15 protein-coding genes are annotated in these 18,582 nt (G+C 70.2%); 7 read left to right on the plus strand and 8 right to left on the minus strand.

Annotated features, from left to right (window positions below; genetic code table 11):
* Positions 1-101 precede the first annotated feature (101 nt).
* The gene (locus tag FL344_RS26060) at positions 102-704 is read right to left on the minus strand and encodes a hypothetical protein (protein WP_194863257.1); all 603 of its coding nucleotides are present in this window, start codon (positions 702-704) and stop codon (positions 102-104) included.
* A 226-nt stretch (positions 705-930) separates the two neighbouring features.
* Between FL344_RS26060 and recJ the strand changes: the two genes are divergently transcribed.
* Complete coding sequence (recJ, locus tag FL344_RS26065) at positions 931-2,643, plus strand: single-stranded-DNA-specific exonuclease RecJ (protein ID WP_141620426.1); 1,713 nt, start codon at positions 931-933, stop codon at positions 2,641-2,643.
* A 12-nt stretch (positions 2,644-2,655) separates the two neighbouring features.
* Here the strand turns inward: recJ and FL344_RS26070 are convergent, their stop codons facing one another.
* The 3 genes from FL344_RS26070 to FL344_RS26080 form a co-directional block, all read right to left on the minus strand.
* Entirely contained in the window at positions 2,656-2,883 is a 228-nt protein-coding gene (locus FL344_RS26070; protein ID WP_141593627.1) for a YHS domain-containing protein, read from the minus strand.
* Positions 2,884-3,067: 184 nt separating this feature from the next.
* Positions 3,068-3,826, minus strand: a complete 759-nt coding sequence (locus FL344_RS26075) for a hypothetical protein (RefSeq protein ID WP_141620437.1) — start codon at positions 3,824-3,826, stop codon at positions 3,068-3,070.
* A 17-nt stretch (positions 3,827-3,843) separates the two neighbouring features.
* Positions 3,844-5,133: a hypothetical protein gene (locus tag FL344_RS26080; protein ID WP_141620427.1), complete on the minus strand. Its 1,290-nt coding sequence runs from the start codon at positions 5,131-5,133 to the stop codon at positions 3,844-3,846.
* Positions 5,134-5,370: 237 nt separating this feature from the next.
* Here FL344_RS26080 and aspS point away from each other — a divergent pair, with 237 nt between their 5' ends.
* From aspS to FL344_RS26105, 5 genes are all read left to right on the plus strand, one after another.
* Positions 5,371-7,191, plus strand: a complete 1,821-nt coding sequence (aspS, locus tag FL344_RS26085) for an aspartate--tRNA ligase (protein ID WP_090494329.1) — start codon at positions 5,371-5,373, stop codon at positions 7,189-7,191.
* Positions 7,192-7,342: 151 nt separating this feature from the next.
* A complete protein-coding gene (locus tag FL344_RS26090) occupies positions 7,343-8,269 on the plus strand; it encodes a diacylglycerol kinase family protein (RefSeq protein ID WP_141593630.1) in 927 nt (308 codons plus the stop codon).
* Between the two features lie 169 nt (positions 8,270-8,438).
* Positions 8,439-9,491 carry a DUF72 domain-containing protein gene (locus FL344_RS26095; protein ID WP_141620428.1) on the plus strand — a complete coding sequence of 351 codons (1,053 nt, stop codon included), beginning with the start codon at positions 8,439-8,441 and terminating at the stop codon, positions 9,489-9,491.
* A 53-nt stretch (positions 9,492-9,544) separates the two neighbouring features.
* Complete coding sequence (locus FL344_RS26100; protein ID WP_141593632.1) at positions 9,545-9,796, plus strand: hypothetical protein; 252 nt, start codon at positions 9,545-9,547, stop codon at positions 9,794-9,796.
* Complete coding sequence (locus FL344_RS26105) at positions 9,759-10,127, plus strand: Smr/MutS family protein (RefSeq protein WP_140864294.1); 369 nt, start codon at positions 9,759-9,761, stop codon at positions 10,125-10,127. The genes FL344_RS26100 and FL344_RS26105 overlap by 38 nt, the downstream gene beginning before the upstream one ends.
* On the opposite strand, the gene FL344_RS26110 is transcribed toward FL344_RS26105, so the two are convergent.
* The 4 genes from FL344_RS26110 to FL344_RS38660 form a co-directional block, all read right to left on the minus strand.
* Positions 10,109-12,874, minus strand: a complete 2,766-nt coding sequence (locus FL344_RS26110) for an SNF2-related protein (protein ID WP_141593633.1) — start codon at positions 12,872-12,874, stop codon at positions 10,109-10,111. The two genes, FL344_RS26105 and FL344_RS26110, sit on opposite strands and share 19 nt — an antisense overlap.
* A 200-nt stretch (positions 12,875-13,074) precedes the next feature.
* Positions 13,075-14,412, minus strand: a complete 1,338-nt coding sequence (locus tag FL344_RS26115; RefSeq protein ID WP_141620429.1) for a DUF58 domain-containing protein — start codon at positions 14,410-14,412, stop codon at positions 13,075-13,077.
* Positions 14,409-15,344, minus strand: a complete 936-nt coding sequence (locus FL344_RS26120) for a MoxR family ATPase (protein ID WP_141620430.1) — start codon at positions 15,342-15,344, stop codon at positions 14,409-14,411. The genes FL344_RS26115 and FL344_RS26120 overlap by 4 nt, the downstream gene beginning before the upstream one ends.
* 67 nt (positions 15,345-15,411) lie before the next feature.
* Positions 15,412-16,032, minus strand: a complete 621-nt coding sequence (locus tag FL344_RS38660; protein ID WP_194858628.1) for a hypothetical protein — start codon at positions 16,030-16,032, stop codon at positions 15,412-15,414.
* Positions 16,033-16,407: 375 nt separating this feature from the next.
* Here FL344_RS38660 and FL344_RS26130 point away from each other — a divergent pair, with 375 nt between their 5' ends.
* On the plus strand, positions 16,408-18,576 hold the full coding sequence (locus FL344_RS26130) for a peptidylprolyl isomerase (protein WP_141620431.1): 2,169 nt from the start codon (positions 16,408-16,410) through the stop codon (positions 18,574-18,576).
* The last annotated feature ends 6 nt before the right edge of the window (positions 18,577-18,582 follow it).

Raw genomic sequence — 18,582 nt, forward strand, 5'->3', positions numbered from 1 at the left:
CCTGAGGCCTTCCTTCCGTTGAGGAAGGCCTCGGGCGATGGACACCGACAGGGCCCTCTTCCTTCACGGGAAGCAGGGCCCTCGGTGTTTCAGGGGGCCTGTCAGAAGCGCGCGCCCAGCGTGAGCGAGGCGTCCAGCAGGCCGCCGTTGGCGTCCTCCACGGCCCCGTCCGCCCAGCCTTCGCTGAGGAGGACGCGGTACGTGGTCCGGATGCCCGCCGTGAGCGCGCCGCGGTTGAACTCCACGCCCGCGGCCAGGGGTACCTCCGGCGTCGTGTCCGACTGGTAGAGGTCCTCCACCGGGCCGCGGACGTTCATGTGGGAGACGCCCAGGCCCGCGCCGACGAAGGGCCGGACGGTGGTGAGGAAGGGCGGTGACACCTTCACCAGCGCGCTGCCGCCCTGCCGGACGAGCGAGGGCTGCTCCAGCAGGCGGCTGTCGGTGAGGCCGTTGCGTGAGCCCTCGTAGCCCACCTCGAAGCCGAGGAAGGTGGTGGGCTGGATGTTGAGCGTCACACCCCAGGCCGGGCCCGTGCTCGTCAGGTCGCCCAGGCCTCCGGTGTAGTCGCCCACGCCGCCGCGGAGGAACACATTCAGGTCACCGCGTTTGCCGTCGCGCCGCTCCTGCGCTGCCGCCGAACCCGCGGTGCCCAGCGTGGCGAATGCCAGGGCCAGCGTGGCGGCCCGGATACCTCTTGGATGCATGCTCGACCTCACTGTTTTCGGGTGTGCGTTTGAACCTGCTCACCGGCGACCGACCGTGCGTGAACCAGCGTGCCACCACACGTGCGCTTGTCTGAACGCCCGTGCAGGAGGGGAAGTGTCGGGCTCAAGGTTGGACTGTCCTGGTCAGACGTCTGAGGTACTGTCGCTTTCGTAGCCAATTCATCCCGCCAACTCCCCTCGGAGAAGGCGAGGAGGAGCGTCGAGCGTGCGGTGGTTGCTTCCAGATGTGGTCGAGCAGGAAGTGGCGTCCCTCGCGGGGGAGCTGTCACTGCACCCGCTCGCGGCGAAGGTGCTCCTGCACCGTGGCTACCGCACCCCTGAGTCCGCCTCGGCGTTCCTGTCGGACCGGTTGGCGGACCTGCCGGACCCGTTCCGCATGAAGGGGATGCCGGGGGCGGTGGACCGCATCATCCGGGCGATTCGTTCGCGGGAGAAGGTGACGCTCTACGGTGACTACGACGTGGACGGCGTCTGCTCCACGTCGCTGCTGTACCTCTTCATGAAGGAGCTGGGCGCGCCGCCCGCGACGTACATCCCCCACCGGCTGGACGAAGGCTACGGCCTCAACGTCGGCGCGGTGGAGCGCATCGCCGCGGAGGGCACGCGGGTGCTGGTGACGTTGGACTGCGGCATCACCTCGGTGGCGGAAATCACCCGCGCCAAGGAGCTGGGCCTGGACGTGCTGGTGGTGGACCACCACACCGTGCCGCCCACGCTGCCGCCCGCGGTGGCGGTGCTCAACCCGCACCAGCCTGGCTGTGAGTACCCGACGAAGGCGCTGTGCGCCGCGGGCGTGGCCTTCAACTTCTGCATGGGCATCCGCAAGCGCCTGCGCGACGAAGGCTTCTTCGCCACCCGGAAGGAGCCCAACCTCCGGTCCATGATGGACCTGGTGGCGCTGGCCACGGTGGCGGACGTGGTGCCGCTCACCGGCGCCAACCGCATCCTGGTGACGCACGGCCTCCAGGAGCTGAGCGCGGGCCGCCGGCCGGGCGTGCGGGCCTTGAAGGAAGTGGCGGGCATGGACCCGGACGCCTCCGTCACCGCGGGGCAGGTGGGTTTCCGCCTGGGGCCCCGCATCAACGCGGCGGGCCGGCTGCATGACGCCTCGCTGGGACTTCAACTGCTGTGCTCGGAGTCCCCGGAGACGGCGCGCTCACTGGCTGCGGTGTTGGATCGCGCCAACGCGGAGCGCCAGGGCATCGAGAGCAGCATCCTCACGCAGGCGCTGGCCCAGGCGGAGTCGCTGAAGGAGGCGCGCGGCCTGGTGCTGTACGACGAAGGCTGGCACCCGGGCGTCATCGGCATCGTCGCCTCGCGCGTGGTGGAGCGCTTCTACCGGCCCACCGTCATGGTGGGGGTGAAGGACGGCGTGGGGAAGGGCTCGGCGCGCAGCATCGAGGCCTTCCACCTCCATGACGCGCTCAGTGGCTGCGCGGAGCTGCTGACGCGCTTCGGCGGCCACAAGCACGCCGCGGGGCTCACCATCGACGCGGAGCGGCTGCCCGCCTTCCGGGAGGCCTTTGAGAAGATTGCCTACCAGCGCCTCACGCCGGAGGACCTCATCCCCCGGTGCCGCGTGGACGCGGTGGTGAATCCCAACGAACTGGACGCTCACGCCGTTGAGTCGCTCCAGCGGCTGGGCCCCTTCGGGCAGGGCAATCCGGAGCCCGTGCTGGTGCTGCGCCGACAAGTGGCTCGCCCGCGCGTGCTGCAGCCCAAGTCTGGCACCGGCAGCGGCCATCTCAAGCTGGCCCTGGCGGACGCACCGGAGCTGGACGCCATCGGCTTCAACATGGCGGACCGGGCCACGCTGGTGGATGGCCCGGTGGACCTGGCGTTTCAGGCCGGCTTCGACACGTTCCGAGGCCAGCGCAAGCTGTCTCTGCGGCTCAAGGACCTGCGCGTGGCCGCCTAGCGGCCGTGGCGCTCAGGCAATGCCCCAGCGGACGCGGCCCGGCGTCATCAGCGCGCCGACGCGGGCCAGCTCGTTGAAGCGGAAGCGCTCCGCCTGCCTTTCGAAGGCGTGGCGGCACCGCTCCGAGCAGAAGAAGTAACGGCGCTTCTTGTACTCGGCGGTGGGACGGCCCTCGGGTGTGTCCAAGGCCTTCCCACATACGGGGTCCAAGTGCTGTCCCTGTCCCTGCGCGTTCTTCATCGCTCGCCTCCCAGCCCCCAGGGGAACCCAGGTTCCCATCCCGGTGGAAATAGGAGCACACGGCGTGCCAGTCCCAACTCCTTGAAGTCGCAAGGAGGGGGTACGGGCGAAGAGGGGAGGCGGTGGAAAAAACTTCATGGCCGCCCGCCGGATGCAGCGCGGCGAGCGGCCGGTGAAGGCGACTTCAGAAGGCGGTGCCGAGGCTGCCGCCCAGGAAGAAGTCGTTGTGGTAGCCCCGGCGGTAGCCCATGGCCTCCAGCCGGAAGGCGAGGCGGAAGTTACCGGAGGAGGTCAGCCGGGGCCGGCCGCGGAAGCCCACGCCGTACTGAAGCAGCGGCTTGCTGCCGCTGACCTTCGTCTCCACCGTGTCGATGGTGATGGTCGACGACGTGTACGCGATGCCGCCACCCGCCTGGGCGAAGAAGCCGAAGTCGGACTTGCCGAGCTTCAGCTCATAGGCCGGGGCAATGGTGAAGTAGTGGAGGTGCGTCTTGCCCTGGATGAAGTCGGTGCCGTCGCTGGTGCCGCCGAACGTCCAGCGCACGTCGGCCCAGAGGGCCTCGCGAAGCGACTCGTTGTCGAGGATGCGGCCGTACTCCCACGTGGCGCGCACGCCCAGGCCCAGGCGCGTCTCCGCGGCCCGGCCGCGCGGGCTGTCCAGGAAGAGGGCGCCGGTGATGAACTCCATGGCCACGCCCAGGTTCGGGTCGTCGAGCCCGGAGAGGGGTTTGAAGCCGTCCTCGCCATCGTCGTACTCCTGCTCGGAGACGCGGCGGAAGTCGTCCGCCTCGTCCACCTTGGGGCGGACGCCGTCATAGGAGTCGGAGGCGTCGTTGGCGGGCTCCTCGTCCGGGTAGGCGTAGGGGTCGTCCTCGTCCTGGGCCAGGGCGGGAGCGGACAGGGCGAGGCTGCTCAGGGCGCAACGCAAGAGCCACGTCTTCACGGAAGCAGTCCTCATGCTCACAGGTCCAGGCGGGGGCAGGTGGTGCCACCCGCGGTGCTGGGCGGGCACATGTTGGGGTCGTTGCCGACGAGCTGCTCGCGCGGAATCTGGAGGTGGTCCATCAGCTCGTTGCAGACGGCCTCCTTCAGGCGCAGGTCGGTGATGTGGGTGATGATGGCGCTGGCGGCCACGGCCAGGGTGAAGCGGGACTGGTCCGCCAGCGTGGCGCGCGCCAGCTGGTAGAGGCCGGGCGTCGTCGTGCTCTCGTCGTTGTACGAGGCGACGATGGCGCGCAGCAGCACGTCGCGCTGACCGGTGGCCTCGCCGGCCTGGTAGAGCGCGCTGGCGAGCAGCGTGCCCACCCGGTACTCGTTGCCGCTGAACGCGCTCAGGTTCTGGTTGTACAGCTGGTTCAGCAGGGACGCGTCCATGCAGCGGTCCACGCGGGCCAGGTCCCGGTCCTCGGTGACTTGTCCGTACAGGTTGCCGTGGAAGGACGTGGAGAAGAAGCGGGAGTCACAGCCCTTGCCGCCCTGGGTCGTCTGGCAGGTGGCGCCGTACGCGTGGTAGTCCGCGAGCCCCTCGTCGAAGGACTTGAGGATGTTGGCGCCCGGGCTGGCGCCGGCTTGCTGCCACAGCGTGAGCGCCTCCGGGAACTGCTGGCCGTTGTAGGCCTTCAGGTTGAAGACGCGGTGCGCGTATTCGTGGGCGATGACGCCGGCGTTGATGGCCAGCGGGGCGCGCTGGAGCTTGTCGAAGGGCAGCACCAGGAACGACTCCAGTACGGAGAAGTACATGGCGTTGTCGCTCATCGGGTCCTTGTCCACGTCCGCGAGCACGAACTCCGGGAAGTAGTACGTGGTGACGGGGTCCTTGAAGTCCGCAGCGGGGATGTTGCCCACGACACGGAAGTAATCGTAGGCGCGCTCCATGCTGTAGTACGCCGTCACCATGTTCCAGGTGTGGAAGTCCGCCGGCCAGAGGACGCCGCCCTGGGAGATGTAGTTGGCGCTGACGTCACGGCCGGCGTTCTTGAGCAGCGCGTTGGCGTAGCCTTCCGGCGTGGTGGCGTTGTTCAGGTCCGGGTCCTGGGAGTCGATGACGATGCGCGCGCCTCCCTGGAGGTCGGCCACCGTGCCCTTGAGGCCGACGATGTCGGAGATGGTCTTCAGCTCCACCTCCTGGGGGACGTACTGGCCATTGCTGGAGAGCACCAGGGCACTGACCTTGACGGGCGCGGTCGAATCGGGCGCACAGCCGGCGGCCAGTCCGAGCGCGGCGGTCGAGGCGATGACTGTTCGGAGCATGCCGCCGTTTTACTCCGGACCGCCCGGAACGTGTATTCCCCCCGGCCGTCACATTCGCGAGCACGGCGGCCGGCCGGCCGGTGCGCCCGGGGCTCGCGGGCGGCTTTGGAACCCGGAATCCGCACTGATTCCGACGGTTTGAGGCGTACCCGGGGCGCTCGGACTCCTTGACGCGTCGTTTCCGCGATCCGTATGGTGCTTCGCCTTCTCCCCCCTTCGAATCCAGCAGGCGGTGCCATGGCAGTCCCGTTCATCTCCGAGGTCAAGCGTACCCACACTTGCGGTCAGCTCACCGCGACCAACGTCGGCGAGGAAGTCGTCCTCTTCGGCTGGGTGCACAACCGCCGAGACCACGGCGGCGCGGTGTTCATCGACCTGCGAGATCGGGATGGCCTCACGCAGGTGGTGTTCGAGCCGGACCACGCGGAGGCGCACGCGCTCGCCGGCAGCCTCCGGCTGGAGTACTGCGTGGGCGTGCGCGGCAAGGTCGTCTCGCGCGGGAAGAACGTGAACCCGAAGATGAAGACGGGTGAAATCGAGGTCCGGGCCAGCGACCTCACCATCTTCAACCGTTCGGAGCCGACGCCGTTCCCCGTCGAGGACAGCATCGACACGTCCGAGGAGAAGCGCCTGGCCCACCGCTTCCTGGACCTGCGCCGCGCGCCGCTCCAGCACTCGCTGATGACGCGCTCGAAGATGAACGCGCTGACGCGCTCGTACATGGTGGACAACGGGTTCCTGGAGCTGGAGACGCCCTTCATGGGCAAGTACACGCCGGGCGGCGCGCGCAACTTCCTGGTCCCCAGCCGTCTCAACGCGGGCAAGTTCTACGCGCTGGCGGAGAGCCCGCAGCTCTACAAGCAGCTGTTCATGGTGGCGGGCTTCGACCGGTACTTCCAGATCGTCAAGTGCTTCCGTGACGAGGACCTGCGCGTGGACCGGCAGCCGGAGTTCACGCAGATCGACGTGGAGATGAGCTTCGTCACCCAGGACGACATCTTCACGATGATTGAGGGCCTGCTGAAGAAGCTGTGGGGCGAGGTGCTGGGCATCGACATCCCCACGCCCTTCATGCGGATGGACTTCTACGAGTCCATGGCCAAGTACGGCAACGACAAGCCGGACCTGCGCTTCGGGCTGGAGCACGTGGTGCTCACCGACCTGATTCGCGAGCACGGCGAGGGCGGCGGCGTCCCGATGATTTGGGAGGCGGTGCAGAACAAGGGCATCGTCAAGGCGATGGTCGTCCCCGCGGAGAAGGCGATGAGCCGCGCGGAGAGCGACAAGCTGGAGGAGTTCGCCAAGCAGGCGGGCGCCAAGGGCCTGGCCCGCGCGAAGGTGGCGGAGGGGGGCGAGTGGACGCAGTCCCCGCTGTCCAAGACGATCAGCCCCGCGCTGCGGCAGGCCATCAACCAGGCCGTGGGCGCGAAGACGGGCGACCTCCTCCTGTTCCAGTTCGGCAAGGAGGCGCTGGTCCACACGGTGATGGCCAACCTGCGCGTGCACGTGGCCAAGAAGCTGGGCCTGATTCCGGAGTACGGCAGCGGAGGCCAGTGGAAGTTCCTGTGGGTCGTGAACCCGCCGCTGTTCGAGTACGACGACGAGACGAACACCTGGGCGGCGGCGCACCACGCCTTCACGCGTCCGCACGACGAGGACGTGGCCTACCTGCTCACGGACCCAGGCCGGGTGAAGTGCCACCGCTACGACGTGGTGCTCAACGGCTTCGAGATTGGCGGCGGCTCCATCCGTCTGCATGACCCGAAGGTGCAGGCGGAGGTGTTCAAGGCGCTGGGCATCAGCGACGAGGACGCGCGCGCCAAGTTCGGCTTCCTGCTGGACGCGCTGAAGTTCGGTGCTCCGCCGCACGGCGGCATCGCGCTGGGCATGGACCGGCTGGCCATGCTGCTCACGGGCGCCGAGTCCCTGCGTGACGTGATTCCGTTCCCGAAGTCGAAGACGGGCACCGACCTGATGACGGGCGCCCCCGGCGACGTGGATGACCGGCAGCTGCGTGAGATTCACGTGCGGCCGGTGCCTGTGGCGCCCAAGGCCTAGTCCGTCAGACGCGAGCCCTCGCTCGCGCGGTCCCGCCACCCCTTTTGACGCGGGGTGGCGGCGGGCCCGCCGTGCCCTGAACATGGCCACGGAGTGGAGTGCCGGTGCGCAACCGCGTAAACAGGGAGGGCCAAGGGAGGGGTAGGGCCAGATGAAGACGTTCCTCGTGGTCAATCCGCGCAGCGCCAACGGGCAGACGGGAAAGCGCTGGGCGGAGATTTCCGCGCAGGTCGGCAGGGCGCTGGGCGACTTCGGCCACGGCTTCACCCAGGGTGGCATGGACGCGGCGCGCATCACCCGCCAGGCGCTCCTGGACGGGTACGAGTGCATCGTCGCGGTGGGGGGCGACGGCACGCTCAACGAAGTCACCAACGGCTTCTTCGAGGACGGCAAGGCGCTGAATCCGAACGCGGCGCTGGGGCTGATTCCCCGGGGCACGGGTGGCGACTTCCGGCGCACCTTCGGGTGGGACCTGGAGCTGGCCTCGTCGTTGGAGCGGCTGCGCTCCGGCACGACGGAGCCGTTCGACGTGGGCCAGCTGGAGTTCATCGACCACGCGGGCCAGCCCGCCACGCGCTACTTCGCCAACATCGCCTCGTTCGGTGTGAGCGCGGTGGTGGCCCAGGAGGTCAACCAGAGCAGCAAGGCCCTGGGTGGCCACCTGAGCTTCATGTGGGGCACGCTGAAGGGGCTGGTGAAGTACTCGGAGCGGCAGGTGCGGCTGTCGGTGGACGGGGGCCCGGAAGAGGTGGTGAGTGTCACCGCCGTGGCCGTGGCCAACGGCCGCTACTTCGGCAGCGGCATGTTCGTCGCGCCGGACGCCGTCACCCACGACGGCCTCTTCGACGTCACCATCTGGTCCAACTACAGCCTGAGCGACTTCATCCTCAAGTCGAAGGGCGTCTACAACGGCTCGCACGTGAACTGGAAGGGCACCCGGCGCCTGCGCTGCCGCACCCTGCGCGCCGAGCCCGTGGACGGCGGCGACGTCTTCCTGGACGTGGATGGCGAGACGCCGGGCCGCCTCCCGTGCACCATGACGCTGCTGCCCGGGGCCATCCGCCTCAAGGTGCTGTAGCGCTCACGCGTCCCGATTCGTCGCCCGGTCGCCTGTCGAGCGACATGGCACTTGGGACGTGGGGCTGGACTGAGGCAACCTCCTGCATCCCGTGGCGTCCGGCGTTAGGTGCGCTGGACGCTCGGCACCGTGCCCGCGGTGCCTGCTGTATTGGCCCAGGAGACGCGCCATGCCCCAAGAGCGAGGACCCGCACAGCTCGACCTCTTCACCGGCGCCGTGGAGCCGCCCGCCAAGGGCCGCAAGGGCGCGCAGCCCGTGGAGCCCGCGGCCGTGCCGGAGTCGCTGGCCACGCTGGGGCGGGAGCTGCCGCAGGGGGTGTTCCTCGGGACGTCCTCGTGGACGTTCCCGGGCTGGTCCGGCATCGTCTATGACCATGAGGCCTCCGCCTCACAGCTCGCGCGGGAGGGACTGGCCGCCTACGCGCACCACCCGGTGCTGCGCACGGTGGGCATCGACCGGACCTTCTACGGCCCCATCGCCTCCAGCGCCTTCGCCGAGTACGCCGCCCAGGTGCCGGACACCTTCCGCTTCCTGGTGAAGGCCCATGAGGTCTGCACCCTGGCGCGCTTCCCGCTGCACGAGCGCTACGGCGCGCAGCGGGGACAAACCAACGAGCGCTTCCTCCATGCCGCCTACGCCACGGAGGCCGTCGTCATGCCCTTCGTGGAGGGGCTGGGAGAGAAGGCGGGGCCGCTCGTCTTCCAGTTTCCGCCGCAGGACCCGCAGGCGCTCGGCGGGCCCGCGCGCTTCGTGGAGCGGCTGCACGCCTTCTTCGCCGCGCTGCCGAAGGGGCCGTTGTACGCGGTGGAGCTGCGCAACGAGGAGCTGCTCACGGAGGGGCTGGCCCAGGCGCTGGCGGACGTGGGCGTCAGTCCGGTGCTGGCGGTGTGGGCGCACATGCCGCCCGTGGGCCGGCAGGCGAAGCTCACTCGCGCCTTCGAATCCCGCGCGCTGGTGGTGCGGTGGATGCTCCCGCCGGACCTCGGCTACGAAGAGGCGCGCGCCCGTTACGCGCCGTTCAACCAACTGGTGGACGAGGACGTCCCCACGCGCGATGTCCTGGCCCGGGTGTGCCTGGCGGCGCTGCGCCGGGACAAGCCCACCTTCATCACCATCAACAACAAGGCCGAGGGCAGCGCGCCACTGTCCGCTATCAAACTGGCCGAGCGCGTCGTCCTGGGCAGGCGGGAAGAGGCCGAGCGTCAGGCCACCCCCCGTTGAGTGTCACTTGCCACTGAGCACGCGTCTTGCTTACCTGTGGGGCCATGACAGTCATGACGGTTGCGGCACTGGTGGTCCAGCTGATGTCCGCAGGGGGCGCAGGCGCCCAGGGCGAGCAGGCAGCCGGCCGCCAGCAAGGCGACCCGGGCAGCATCTCCACGAACCTCTCCGCGCTGAAGGGCGAAGTCTCATCGCTGTCCGAGCGCTTCAAGGCCGCCCGCGAGCGGCGCCGCTTGCAGGCGGAGAAGGAGAAGCAGGAGTGGGAGCGTGAGCCGAAGGCGCCTGCCAGTCCTCGACGCGAATGAGCCGCCGCTCCCGCCCGAAGGGCCGGAGCCGCCGCCTTCCGAGGACGAAGCGGTAGAAATTCCCATTGATGGGAACCTGGACCTGCACCTCTTCCACCCGCGCGACGTGAAGGACCTGGTGGTGGAGTACCTCTGGGCGTGCCGGCAGAAGGGCGTCCTGGACGTGCGCATCATCCACGGCAAGGGCACCGGCGCGCTGCGGCGCACCGTGCAGTCGCTGCTCCCCAGGCTGCCGGAGGTGGAGTCGTTCCGTTCCGCGGGCGAAGGGGACGGAGGCTGGGGCGCGACGTGGGTGCGCCTGCGCCCAGCGGACTACGACAGCCAGAAGTAGGCAGAGGCGATGAGGGCGCGCTTCTCCGTCACCTTCGCCTTGTTGGCCAGATCCGCCAACTGCCGGTCCTTGGAGGCGTACCGCTTCTCCTCTTCGTTGCGGAGCGAGGACAGCTTGCGGCGGTACTCGCGCTCCATCCGGTCGGAGTGCGCGCGGGCCTTGGCCTTGTCGGCGATGTCCTCGGCCAGCCCCACCTGTTTGCGCGCTTCAGTCCACGTCTGCCGCGCGGCTTCCACGGCCTCACGCGACTCCATGAGGCAGTCCTCGACGTAGCGGTCCGCGCGCTCCTTGGCCTTGTCCAGCTCCAGGGCGTTGCGCCGCTCCGCGGCCCGGACGATTTCGTCCTTCGCCGCCATCAGCGCCTGCTCCTGCATCAGTTGCACGGACACCGGCGCGGGCTGACGCCGCCGCTCCGGCTTCGCCGCCAGCTTCACGAAGTGCGCGCCGTCCGCCATGGGCAGGGCGCGGAAGCCGTCCCTGTCGCGCACGAGCACCAGGTGGGCCAGCTTCTCCTCGGGCTTGAGGCCGGTCGTCTCGAACTTGTACGCGAACCACCAGCCCTCGCTGCCCGCGAGCCGCGCCAGCCGTGACGGCAGTCCCGCCGCGTCCAGTTGCAGGTAGCTCACCGCGTCCTGGGTGCGCTCCTTGACGGCATAGGCGGCCTTGGCCACCTCCAGCCGCCCCGAGTTGCGGCTGCCCAGAACGGACGCGGTGAGGGCACGGGCCTCCTGCTGACGCTTGGCCAGGGCCTCCTTCGTCTGCTCGTTCTGTCCGCGCAGCCGGCGCCGCACGTCGCCGTCGAAGCGCTCCAGCACCACCGAGCGCATCTCCGTCATGCGCTTGCTGATGCGGCCTTCCAACTCCTCGCGGAGCTTGTCGAAGGCGATGTTGATGTCCTCGGGCTTCCGGCAGGACTGGTAGATGTCCAGGACGCGCCGCTCGAAGTCGACGCCGCTCTCCAGCGCGCCCAGGATTTCGTCGGACGCGCCGAACACGCCGTCGAAGAGGTTCAGCTTCTTCTCCAGCAGTTCGAAGAGGCGGGCGTCCGCCGCGTTCATCCGGTTGAGGAAGTTGATGACCAGCACGTCCCGCTGCTGGCCGTAACGGTGGCAGCGGCCGATGCGCTGCTCCACGCGCTGCGGGTTCCAGGGCAGGTCGTAGTTCACCACCAGGTTGCAGAACTGGAGGTTGAGGCCCTCGGCGCCGGCTTCGGTGCAGATGAGGATCTGCGTGCGGTGGCGGAACTCCTCCACCAGCGCGCGCCGGTCCTCGGGCGTGCCCGCGTCTCCGGACAGCAGGGAGATCTTCCCCTGGTAGCCGCTCTCCGACAGGAGGTTGAAGAGGTACTGCTGCGTGCGCTTGGACTCGGTGAAGATGAGCGCCTTCTCCGGCCAGCCGTGCGACTTCATCACGGCGAAGGTCCGGTCCAGGCCGCGCTTGAGCGCCTCGCCCTTGGCGTTGACCTTGATGGAGTCCGCCAGGTCCGCGTACTGGCGCAGCTCCCAGACCTCCTGCTCCAGCGCGCGGACGTTGGGCGCCTTGGCCGGGTCGTCCGACCACTCCTCGCCCTCCTCGACGAACTGCTTGGCCTCCTCGGGCTCGAACATCGCCAGGGCCTGCTGGCCCAGCTTCGCCGCCTGGAGCCGCTTCTCCAGGTTGTCCGACAGCCGGCGCAGGGTGGGGGCGATGGCGTAGGTGGAGGACGCCAGCAGCTTGCGGTAGCAGAGCGTCAGCAGCGTCTTCTTGCCGGGCTCAATCGCCGCGGCCTCGGAGCGCTGGAGGTACTCGCTGACCTTCTCGTAGAGGTCGTGCTCCTCAGGGGAGGGGGTGAAGTCCTCCACGATGGAGCGGCGGTTGGTGTAGCGGACGTATTCGCGCACCTGCCGGCGCAGGGTGCGCTGCACCACGGGGGCCAGCCGCTCCTTCAGCTCGATGGCGGCGGCCTCCGGCATGCCACCGGCCTCGTCCGTCCGGTAACGGCTGCGGAAGGCGTGCTCGGGCCCGAGGATCTGCTCGTCCAGCAGGGACATCAGCCCGAACAGCTCCATCAAGTCATTCTGGAGCGGGGTAGCGGTGAGCAGCAGCTTGGGCTTGCCGGCCAGGGACGCCTTCAGGGCCTGGCCCATCTTGTTGTTGGCCCGGTGCGCGTTGCGCAGGCGGTGGGCCTCGTCGATGACCACCAGGTCCCAGGGAATCTCCGCCGTCAGGTGCGCTTTGTTCGCCGCGAAGGGGTGCGAGCAGATGACGGGGAAGGGCTGGTCGAAGCAGTTCCCCGTGGCGCGCACGGTGCGACCGTCCACCAGGACGCTGTCCAGGTCGAACTTCTCCCGCAATTCGCTGTTCCACTGCGCGCGCAGCGTGGCGGGCGCCAGGATGAGGATGCGCGACTTCCCCTCGGCCATCAGCTGGGCGATGACGAGCCCCGCCTCAATGGTCTTCCCCAGGCCCACCTCGTCGCCCAGCATGCAGCCGCCGCGCGACAGCGAGTCGAGCGCGAACATGGCGCCTTCGACCTGGTGCGGGTTGAGGTCCACCTTCGCTTCCGACAGCGCTCCCGCCAGCCGTTGCTGCGTGTCACCGCTGCGCGCCAGCAGTTCCTCTGCCAGCAGCCGCTCATGGAAGGGCGTCAACGCCGTGGGGGCCGCCGCCGACTCGGACTCCATCCGTGCCGCCACCGCCGCCGCCGCCGCGTCCGCCTCAACCTCCACCCTGAATCCCCTCGCGACCTCCGCCAAGACCTTCTCCATCCGTGGTGTTTTCGAGGTCGCCCACCGTCACGGCGGGCGAGGACCGGCCATTTTGTTGACGCGCGCCTATCTGTAAAGGGGGTCGTGTCCGAGGCCGAAAAATCGGCCTCCGCGCGATTGGCATGCTTCTTTGCGAGCGGCGTCGATACACGTTGACTGCACACTGCGTACAAAACTTTCGCTGGACTTGACGTAGAGGCCTAGAGCAGTCCGCGCGCCTTCACGTCCAGGTAGGCGTTGAGCGCGGCCGCGCCGAAGCCGCGCGCGGGGGCTCGGATCACCAGCGCGCCCGCGTCCCGCAGGGTGGTGGCCGTCCGCCGGTACTCCGTCTCCAGCCGTGCCGCGGCCTGGCGCGCGTAGGCATCCTGCGTCTGCGCGGGCACGCCGTGGGCCGCCGCCTGGACGTCCTCGTCCAGCAGCGAGGCGACGACGGGCAGGTGCCGGGGGCGCAGCGCCAGCGTGCGCGTGAGGAGGCTGGCGGAGGCGTCCGGGTCCACCAGGTCCGTGAACAGCACCACCAGGGCGCGCCGCGTCTGGCGTGCAAAGGCGAAGTCGAAGGCGCGGCCGTAGTCGCTCTCCTCGAGCGCGGCCTCGGTGCGGTAGAGTGATTCGGTGATGAGCCGCAGGTGCTCGCGGCCCTTGCGTGGCGGTAGGTAGGCCCGCACGCCGCTGGCGAACGCCAGCACGCCGACTACGTCACCGGCCTCCAGTCCCACGCGCGCCAGCCGCAGCGCCGCGTCCACCGCATGGTCCAGCTTGCGCCGCTCCTGGATGCGGCCCGCCATGTGCCGGCCGCAGTCGAGCAGCAAGAGCACCGGCTGGTGCTGCTCTGGCTGCCACGTGCGCACCAGGGTGTGGGCGTGGCGCGCGGACGCCTTCCAGTCGATGTGGCGGTAGTCGTCGCCGGGGCGGTACTCGCGCAGCGACTCGAACTCCCGGCCCTCCGAGGCGCGCCGCCGCTGTGTGCGCGCGGAAGGGGCGTCCGAGGCGTGGGCCAGCGCCAGCGCTTCGCGGGTGAGCGCGGTGAGGTCCGGGTACACCTTGACGTCCATCGTCGCGGGGACGCGGACCTGTCGCGCGCACAGGCCCAGGGGGCCTCGCAGCCGCAGGTGCACGTCCCCGAAGCGGGCGTCACCCCGCGAAGGCGGCGTGACGAAGTAGGTGAGCTCCTGGGGCGTGGTCCGTGCCGCGGGCAGGGTGAGGGATTGCCGGTGCCCGCTGCTGGCCATGTCCTCGGGCGGCTCGTCGCGGACCTCCACGTGCAGTGGCGCGGTGCCGGTGTCCTGGCGCTCCATCGCCACGTGCACGGCGTTGCGCGTGCCGGAGGAGAGGACGGGCTCCACGCGCCGCCAGACGCAGACGCTCTGGGCGCGGGGGGCCCGGAGGAAGTCCACGGCGCAGAGGGCCAGCACGGCCACGTCCGTCGCCAGCGCGAGCCAGCCGAACGCGGGGCTGGCCACCGCGAGCGCCGCCGGGAGGAGTCCCGCCGCCAGCAGGGCCACGGCGAGGCCGGTGGGGACGGGGCGCCCGGCGCTCACCGGGGCACTCGGACCCGCTCGAGCGTCTGCTTCAGCACGTCGTCCGCGGTGATGCCTTCCACCTCGGCCTCGGCCTTGAGGAGCAGCCGGTGGTTGAGGACGCTGAAGGTGACGGCCTTGACGTCATCCGGGGTGACGAAGTCCGTGCCCATCAGCGCGGCGCGGGCCTTGGAGGCCGCGAGCAGCGCCTGGGCCGAGCGGGGGCTGGCGCCCAGGCGCACGCGTGGGTTGGTGCGCGTCTCCCGGACGATGGCCACCACGTACTGGATGATGGAGTCGTCACACGACACGCGGGCGGCGCGCGCCTGCAGCTCCAGCAGCGTGGGCGCATCCAGCACCTGGCGGGTGGTGGCCGGCTTGCCTTCGCGCTGGTGGAAGGCGCGGAGCATCGTCGTCTCCGCCGAGGCCTCCGGGTAGCCCACGCGCACGCGCATGAGGAAGCGGTCCAACTGGGCCTCCGGCAGCGGGTAGGTGCCCTCCAGCTCCAGGGGGTTCTGCGTGGCCACGACGAAGAAGTGGGGCGGCAGCGCGTGGGACACGCCGTCGATGGTGACCTGCCGCTCCTCCATGGCCTCCAGGAGCGCGGCCTGCGTCTTGGGCGGGGTGCGGTTGATTTCGTCCGCGACCACCACCTCCGTGAAGATGGGGCCCTTCACGAGGCGGAAGGCGTGGTCCTGGGGCTGGAAGACGTTGGTGCCCAGGATGTCCGCCGGCATCAGGTCCGGGGTGAACTGGATGCGCGTGAAGAGCAGCCCCAGCGCGCCGGCCATGCTGCGCGCGGTGAGCGTCTTGGCCACGCCGGGCACGCCCTCCAGCAGCACGTGGCCGCGCGCGAGGAAGGCCGTCACCAGGTCCTCCAGCACGCGCTGCTGTCCGAAGACGGCCGCGTCGAGCGCGGCGGTGAGACGGGGGAGGGGAGAGGCGTCGGACATGGTGGCCGGTGACGCTAGCCCGCTGCCGCGGAGGGCGGCAGCGCTTTTTCATTCGAGGCGCGGAGGCTCAGTGCGAGGACTGGCCCTTGAGCCCCAGCAGCGTGCCGCCCAGTGTGGCGACCGCGCCGAGGATGGCCACGTAGACGCCGAAGCTGGGCGATGAGTTCATCATCTCCGAGTTGCCGATGGGCGTGGGCACCATCGTCGTGTCGGACGACACCTTGATGAACACGACGCACCAGATGAGGCACACGATGCTGACGATGAGCTGGCCCATCCACGGCACCACCGGGTTCACGTTCGGGAGCGAGCCCTTGACGCGCACCGTGACAGCCGTCAGCAGGAGGATGGACATGATGAAGGCGCCGAAGCCCAGGCTCATCAGGCCGAGCACGTCTCCATCCACCGCCGTCTCCTTCCACGGAAGGAAGCACGACATCAGCACCACCGCCGCGCCCCAGAACGCAACCTTGTCGCCACCCTGGAGCTGAGCGAACAGCTCCTTCGCGTCACGGATGAGCTCATCCGGGTCGGTGACGGCGCTGCTACCACGGTCGTTCGAGTCCGCGCGGTCCCACGGGTCCACCGAGGCCGCGGGCTCGGGAGCGGGCGCCTTGCGAGGCGCGGGCCGAGGCGCCGCTGCGCGCGACGCACGCTGCTGCGGCGCACTGCGGGCGATGTCCTCCATGCTCCGGATGTTGGTGGAGTCTGAGTCGGGCGGCGGCGCGGCGGCGGGCCGACTTCCGGACTTGCCTGCGGCCGGACGTGGGCGCCGCGGGGGAGGCGGCCTGGCGGCTCGGCGGGGGTCCTCCGCCGCGTCCGTGGACTCCTCAGACTCTTCGGCCGGCGGTTCCCCCGAGAGGAACGAGCCATCGATGATGTAATCGCAGACGGAACAGATGGACGTGTTGGCGGCTACCTTCGAGCCGCAGCCAGGGCAGTTCAGGACCAACGCTCCCGCGGAGAGAATCCACGTATCATCTTCGGAGCGCTGGCCTTGCGTGTCAAACCCCTCGCGGCCTAACCCCTGGATTTTCGCGGGGAATTGACCTAGGCCCGCGCCATGCGCCGCTCGCACTCCGTCCGTGCCCTGTCGACATGTGTCGTCGCTTTCTCGCTGCTGTCCGGATGCGTCCGTTCCGTGCCGCCGGTGAAGCCGCCTCCCGTGGACGCGCAGACGCTCGAGCGCATCCAGGCGTGGGAGGACGCGCGCTCGCTGGGACATGGGGCCCTGGTGTCGCTGGCGGCCAGCGCACCGGATGCCCGGGTGCGTGCTCGGGCCCTGCGAGCGCTGGCGCGAATCCAGGACCCGGCCACCCTGGAGACCGTCATCGCGGCGCTGAAGGATGAGGACGCGGCGGTACGTGGCGAGGCGGCCTTCGCCGCGGGCGTGCTCGCCCTGTCCTGGGAGCCCCTGGTGGATGCCGAGCTCGCGGCGTTGGAGAAGGCGCTGCTGGAAGCCGGGCGGACGGAGCGCGACGCGGACGTGCGGCGGGCGGTGGTGGAGGCCGTGGGCCGGCTGGGGACACCCGGAGCCGTGGCGTGGCTGTCCGAGCGGATGCGCGAATCGGATGGGGCGGAGGCGGCCTGGGCCACGCAGGCGTTGGGTGTCCTCGCACGCACCCGCGGCGCGGCGGTGGTTGCCCAGGTGCCCCTGGCGTCAGCGGAGGCGCTGCTCGCGGCCGAGCGGCCGGTGGAGGCGCGTCAGGCAGGGGCTCATTTCCTGGCCACCGTGAAGCGGCCCGAGGCCTTGCTCGCGCTGCGCCGCTGCCTGGGGGATGTGGACGCGGACGTGCGGGCCTCGTGCGCGAAGGGCTTTGGTGACGTGGGTGGTCCCGAGGATGCCGTGGTCCTCGGGCGGCTCTTGGAGGACACGGTTCCGCGTGTGGCGGCGGAGGCGGCGCGCTCGCTGGCGAAGCTGGCGGCGGCTTGCAGTGGACCGTGCACCGCGGTGGATGCGCTGGAGGCCCTGGCGGCGCGAGCCAAACGCGTGGCCCGGGGCATGGCGCCTCCGGCGGCGGCGGGGGCATCTGCGCCGGAGGGCGCGAAGGCGCCGGTGGAGACATTGGCGCGGTCGGCGGAGGGACACGCACTGCTGGCGCTGGCGCAGCAGGGCCTGCCCGCCTTCGGGCGTCCCGTCCTGGAGTCGCTGCGGCTCGCGCTGGCGGACGCGGAGCGGGGCGCGGCCTCGGATGTCGCGCGAGCAGACCTGGCCTGGCTGGACTGCCGGCTGGCGGCGGCGGTGGACCGGCAGGAGGGAGCACTGAAGGAAGTCCTGGGCTGCGGCTATGGGCGCGTGCCCGAGGCGCGCCGGTTGGCGTTGGGGCTGCGCGAGGTGGCTCAGTCGAAGGGGCAGGGAGGGGCGGGCTTCGCGGTGAAGTACCTGCGTCACCCCGAGGCGCGCGTGCGCCTGACGGCGCTGGAAGCCGTGTCCGCGCGGCCCGTGTCCGAGGCGGCGGCGCCGGTGCGTGAGCTCATCGAAGGCGAGGATGACGTGGTGGCGGGCGCGGCGGCGGCGACCGCGGGTGTGCTCAAGGACGCGGCCGCGCTACCCGCCGTGGAGGCGCTGGCGGCACGTGTGCCGCAGACGCCGGGAGACCTGGCCGAGCCGGTGGCGGGCGCGCTGGTGGCGCTGCAGGGCCCGGCCGCCGAGCCCCGACTGCGTGAATGGCTGATGCACCCGCACGCCAACGTGCGGCGCGTGGCGGCGCAGGCCCTCACGCAGTTGACGGGGCAGCGGGTGCGCTCGGCGCGCGTGGAGCTGTCCGCGAACACCTTCCGGCCCGTGGCCGCCCCGGCGCGCGCGGGGCTCGTGCTGCGCACCGACAAGGGGGACATCACCGTGCGGCTGGACGTGGACGAGGCACCCCTTACGTCGGGCAACCTCCACGCGCTGGCGCGCAAGGGCTATTTCAACGGCGTCACCTTCCACCGCGTGGTGCCGGACTTCGTCGCGCAGGGTGGAGACCCGCGAGGGGACGGTGAGGGCGGACCGGGGTACTCCCTCCGCTGCGAGATGACGCGTCGGCCCTATGGCCGGGGCACCCTGGGCATGGCCCTGGCCGGGAAGGACACCGGCGGCAGCCAGTTCTTCTTCACCCACGCCCCGCAGCCGCACCTGGATGGCCGCTACACGGCCTTTGGCGAGGTGGTGTCCGGCATGGACGTGGTCGACGCCCTCCTGGAAGGGGACGTCATCCGCGAAGTGCGCGCGATGGAGCTGGCGCACTGAAGCGTT

Origin of the sequence: Myxococcus sp. AB036A, assembly GCF_006547355.1 — a bacterium.
Lineage (GTDB): Bacteria > Myxococcota > Myxococcia > Myxococcales > Myxococcaceae > Myxococcus > Myxococcus virescens.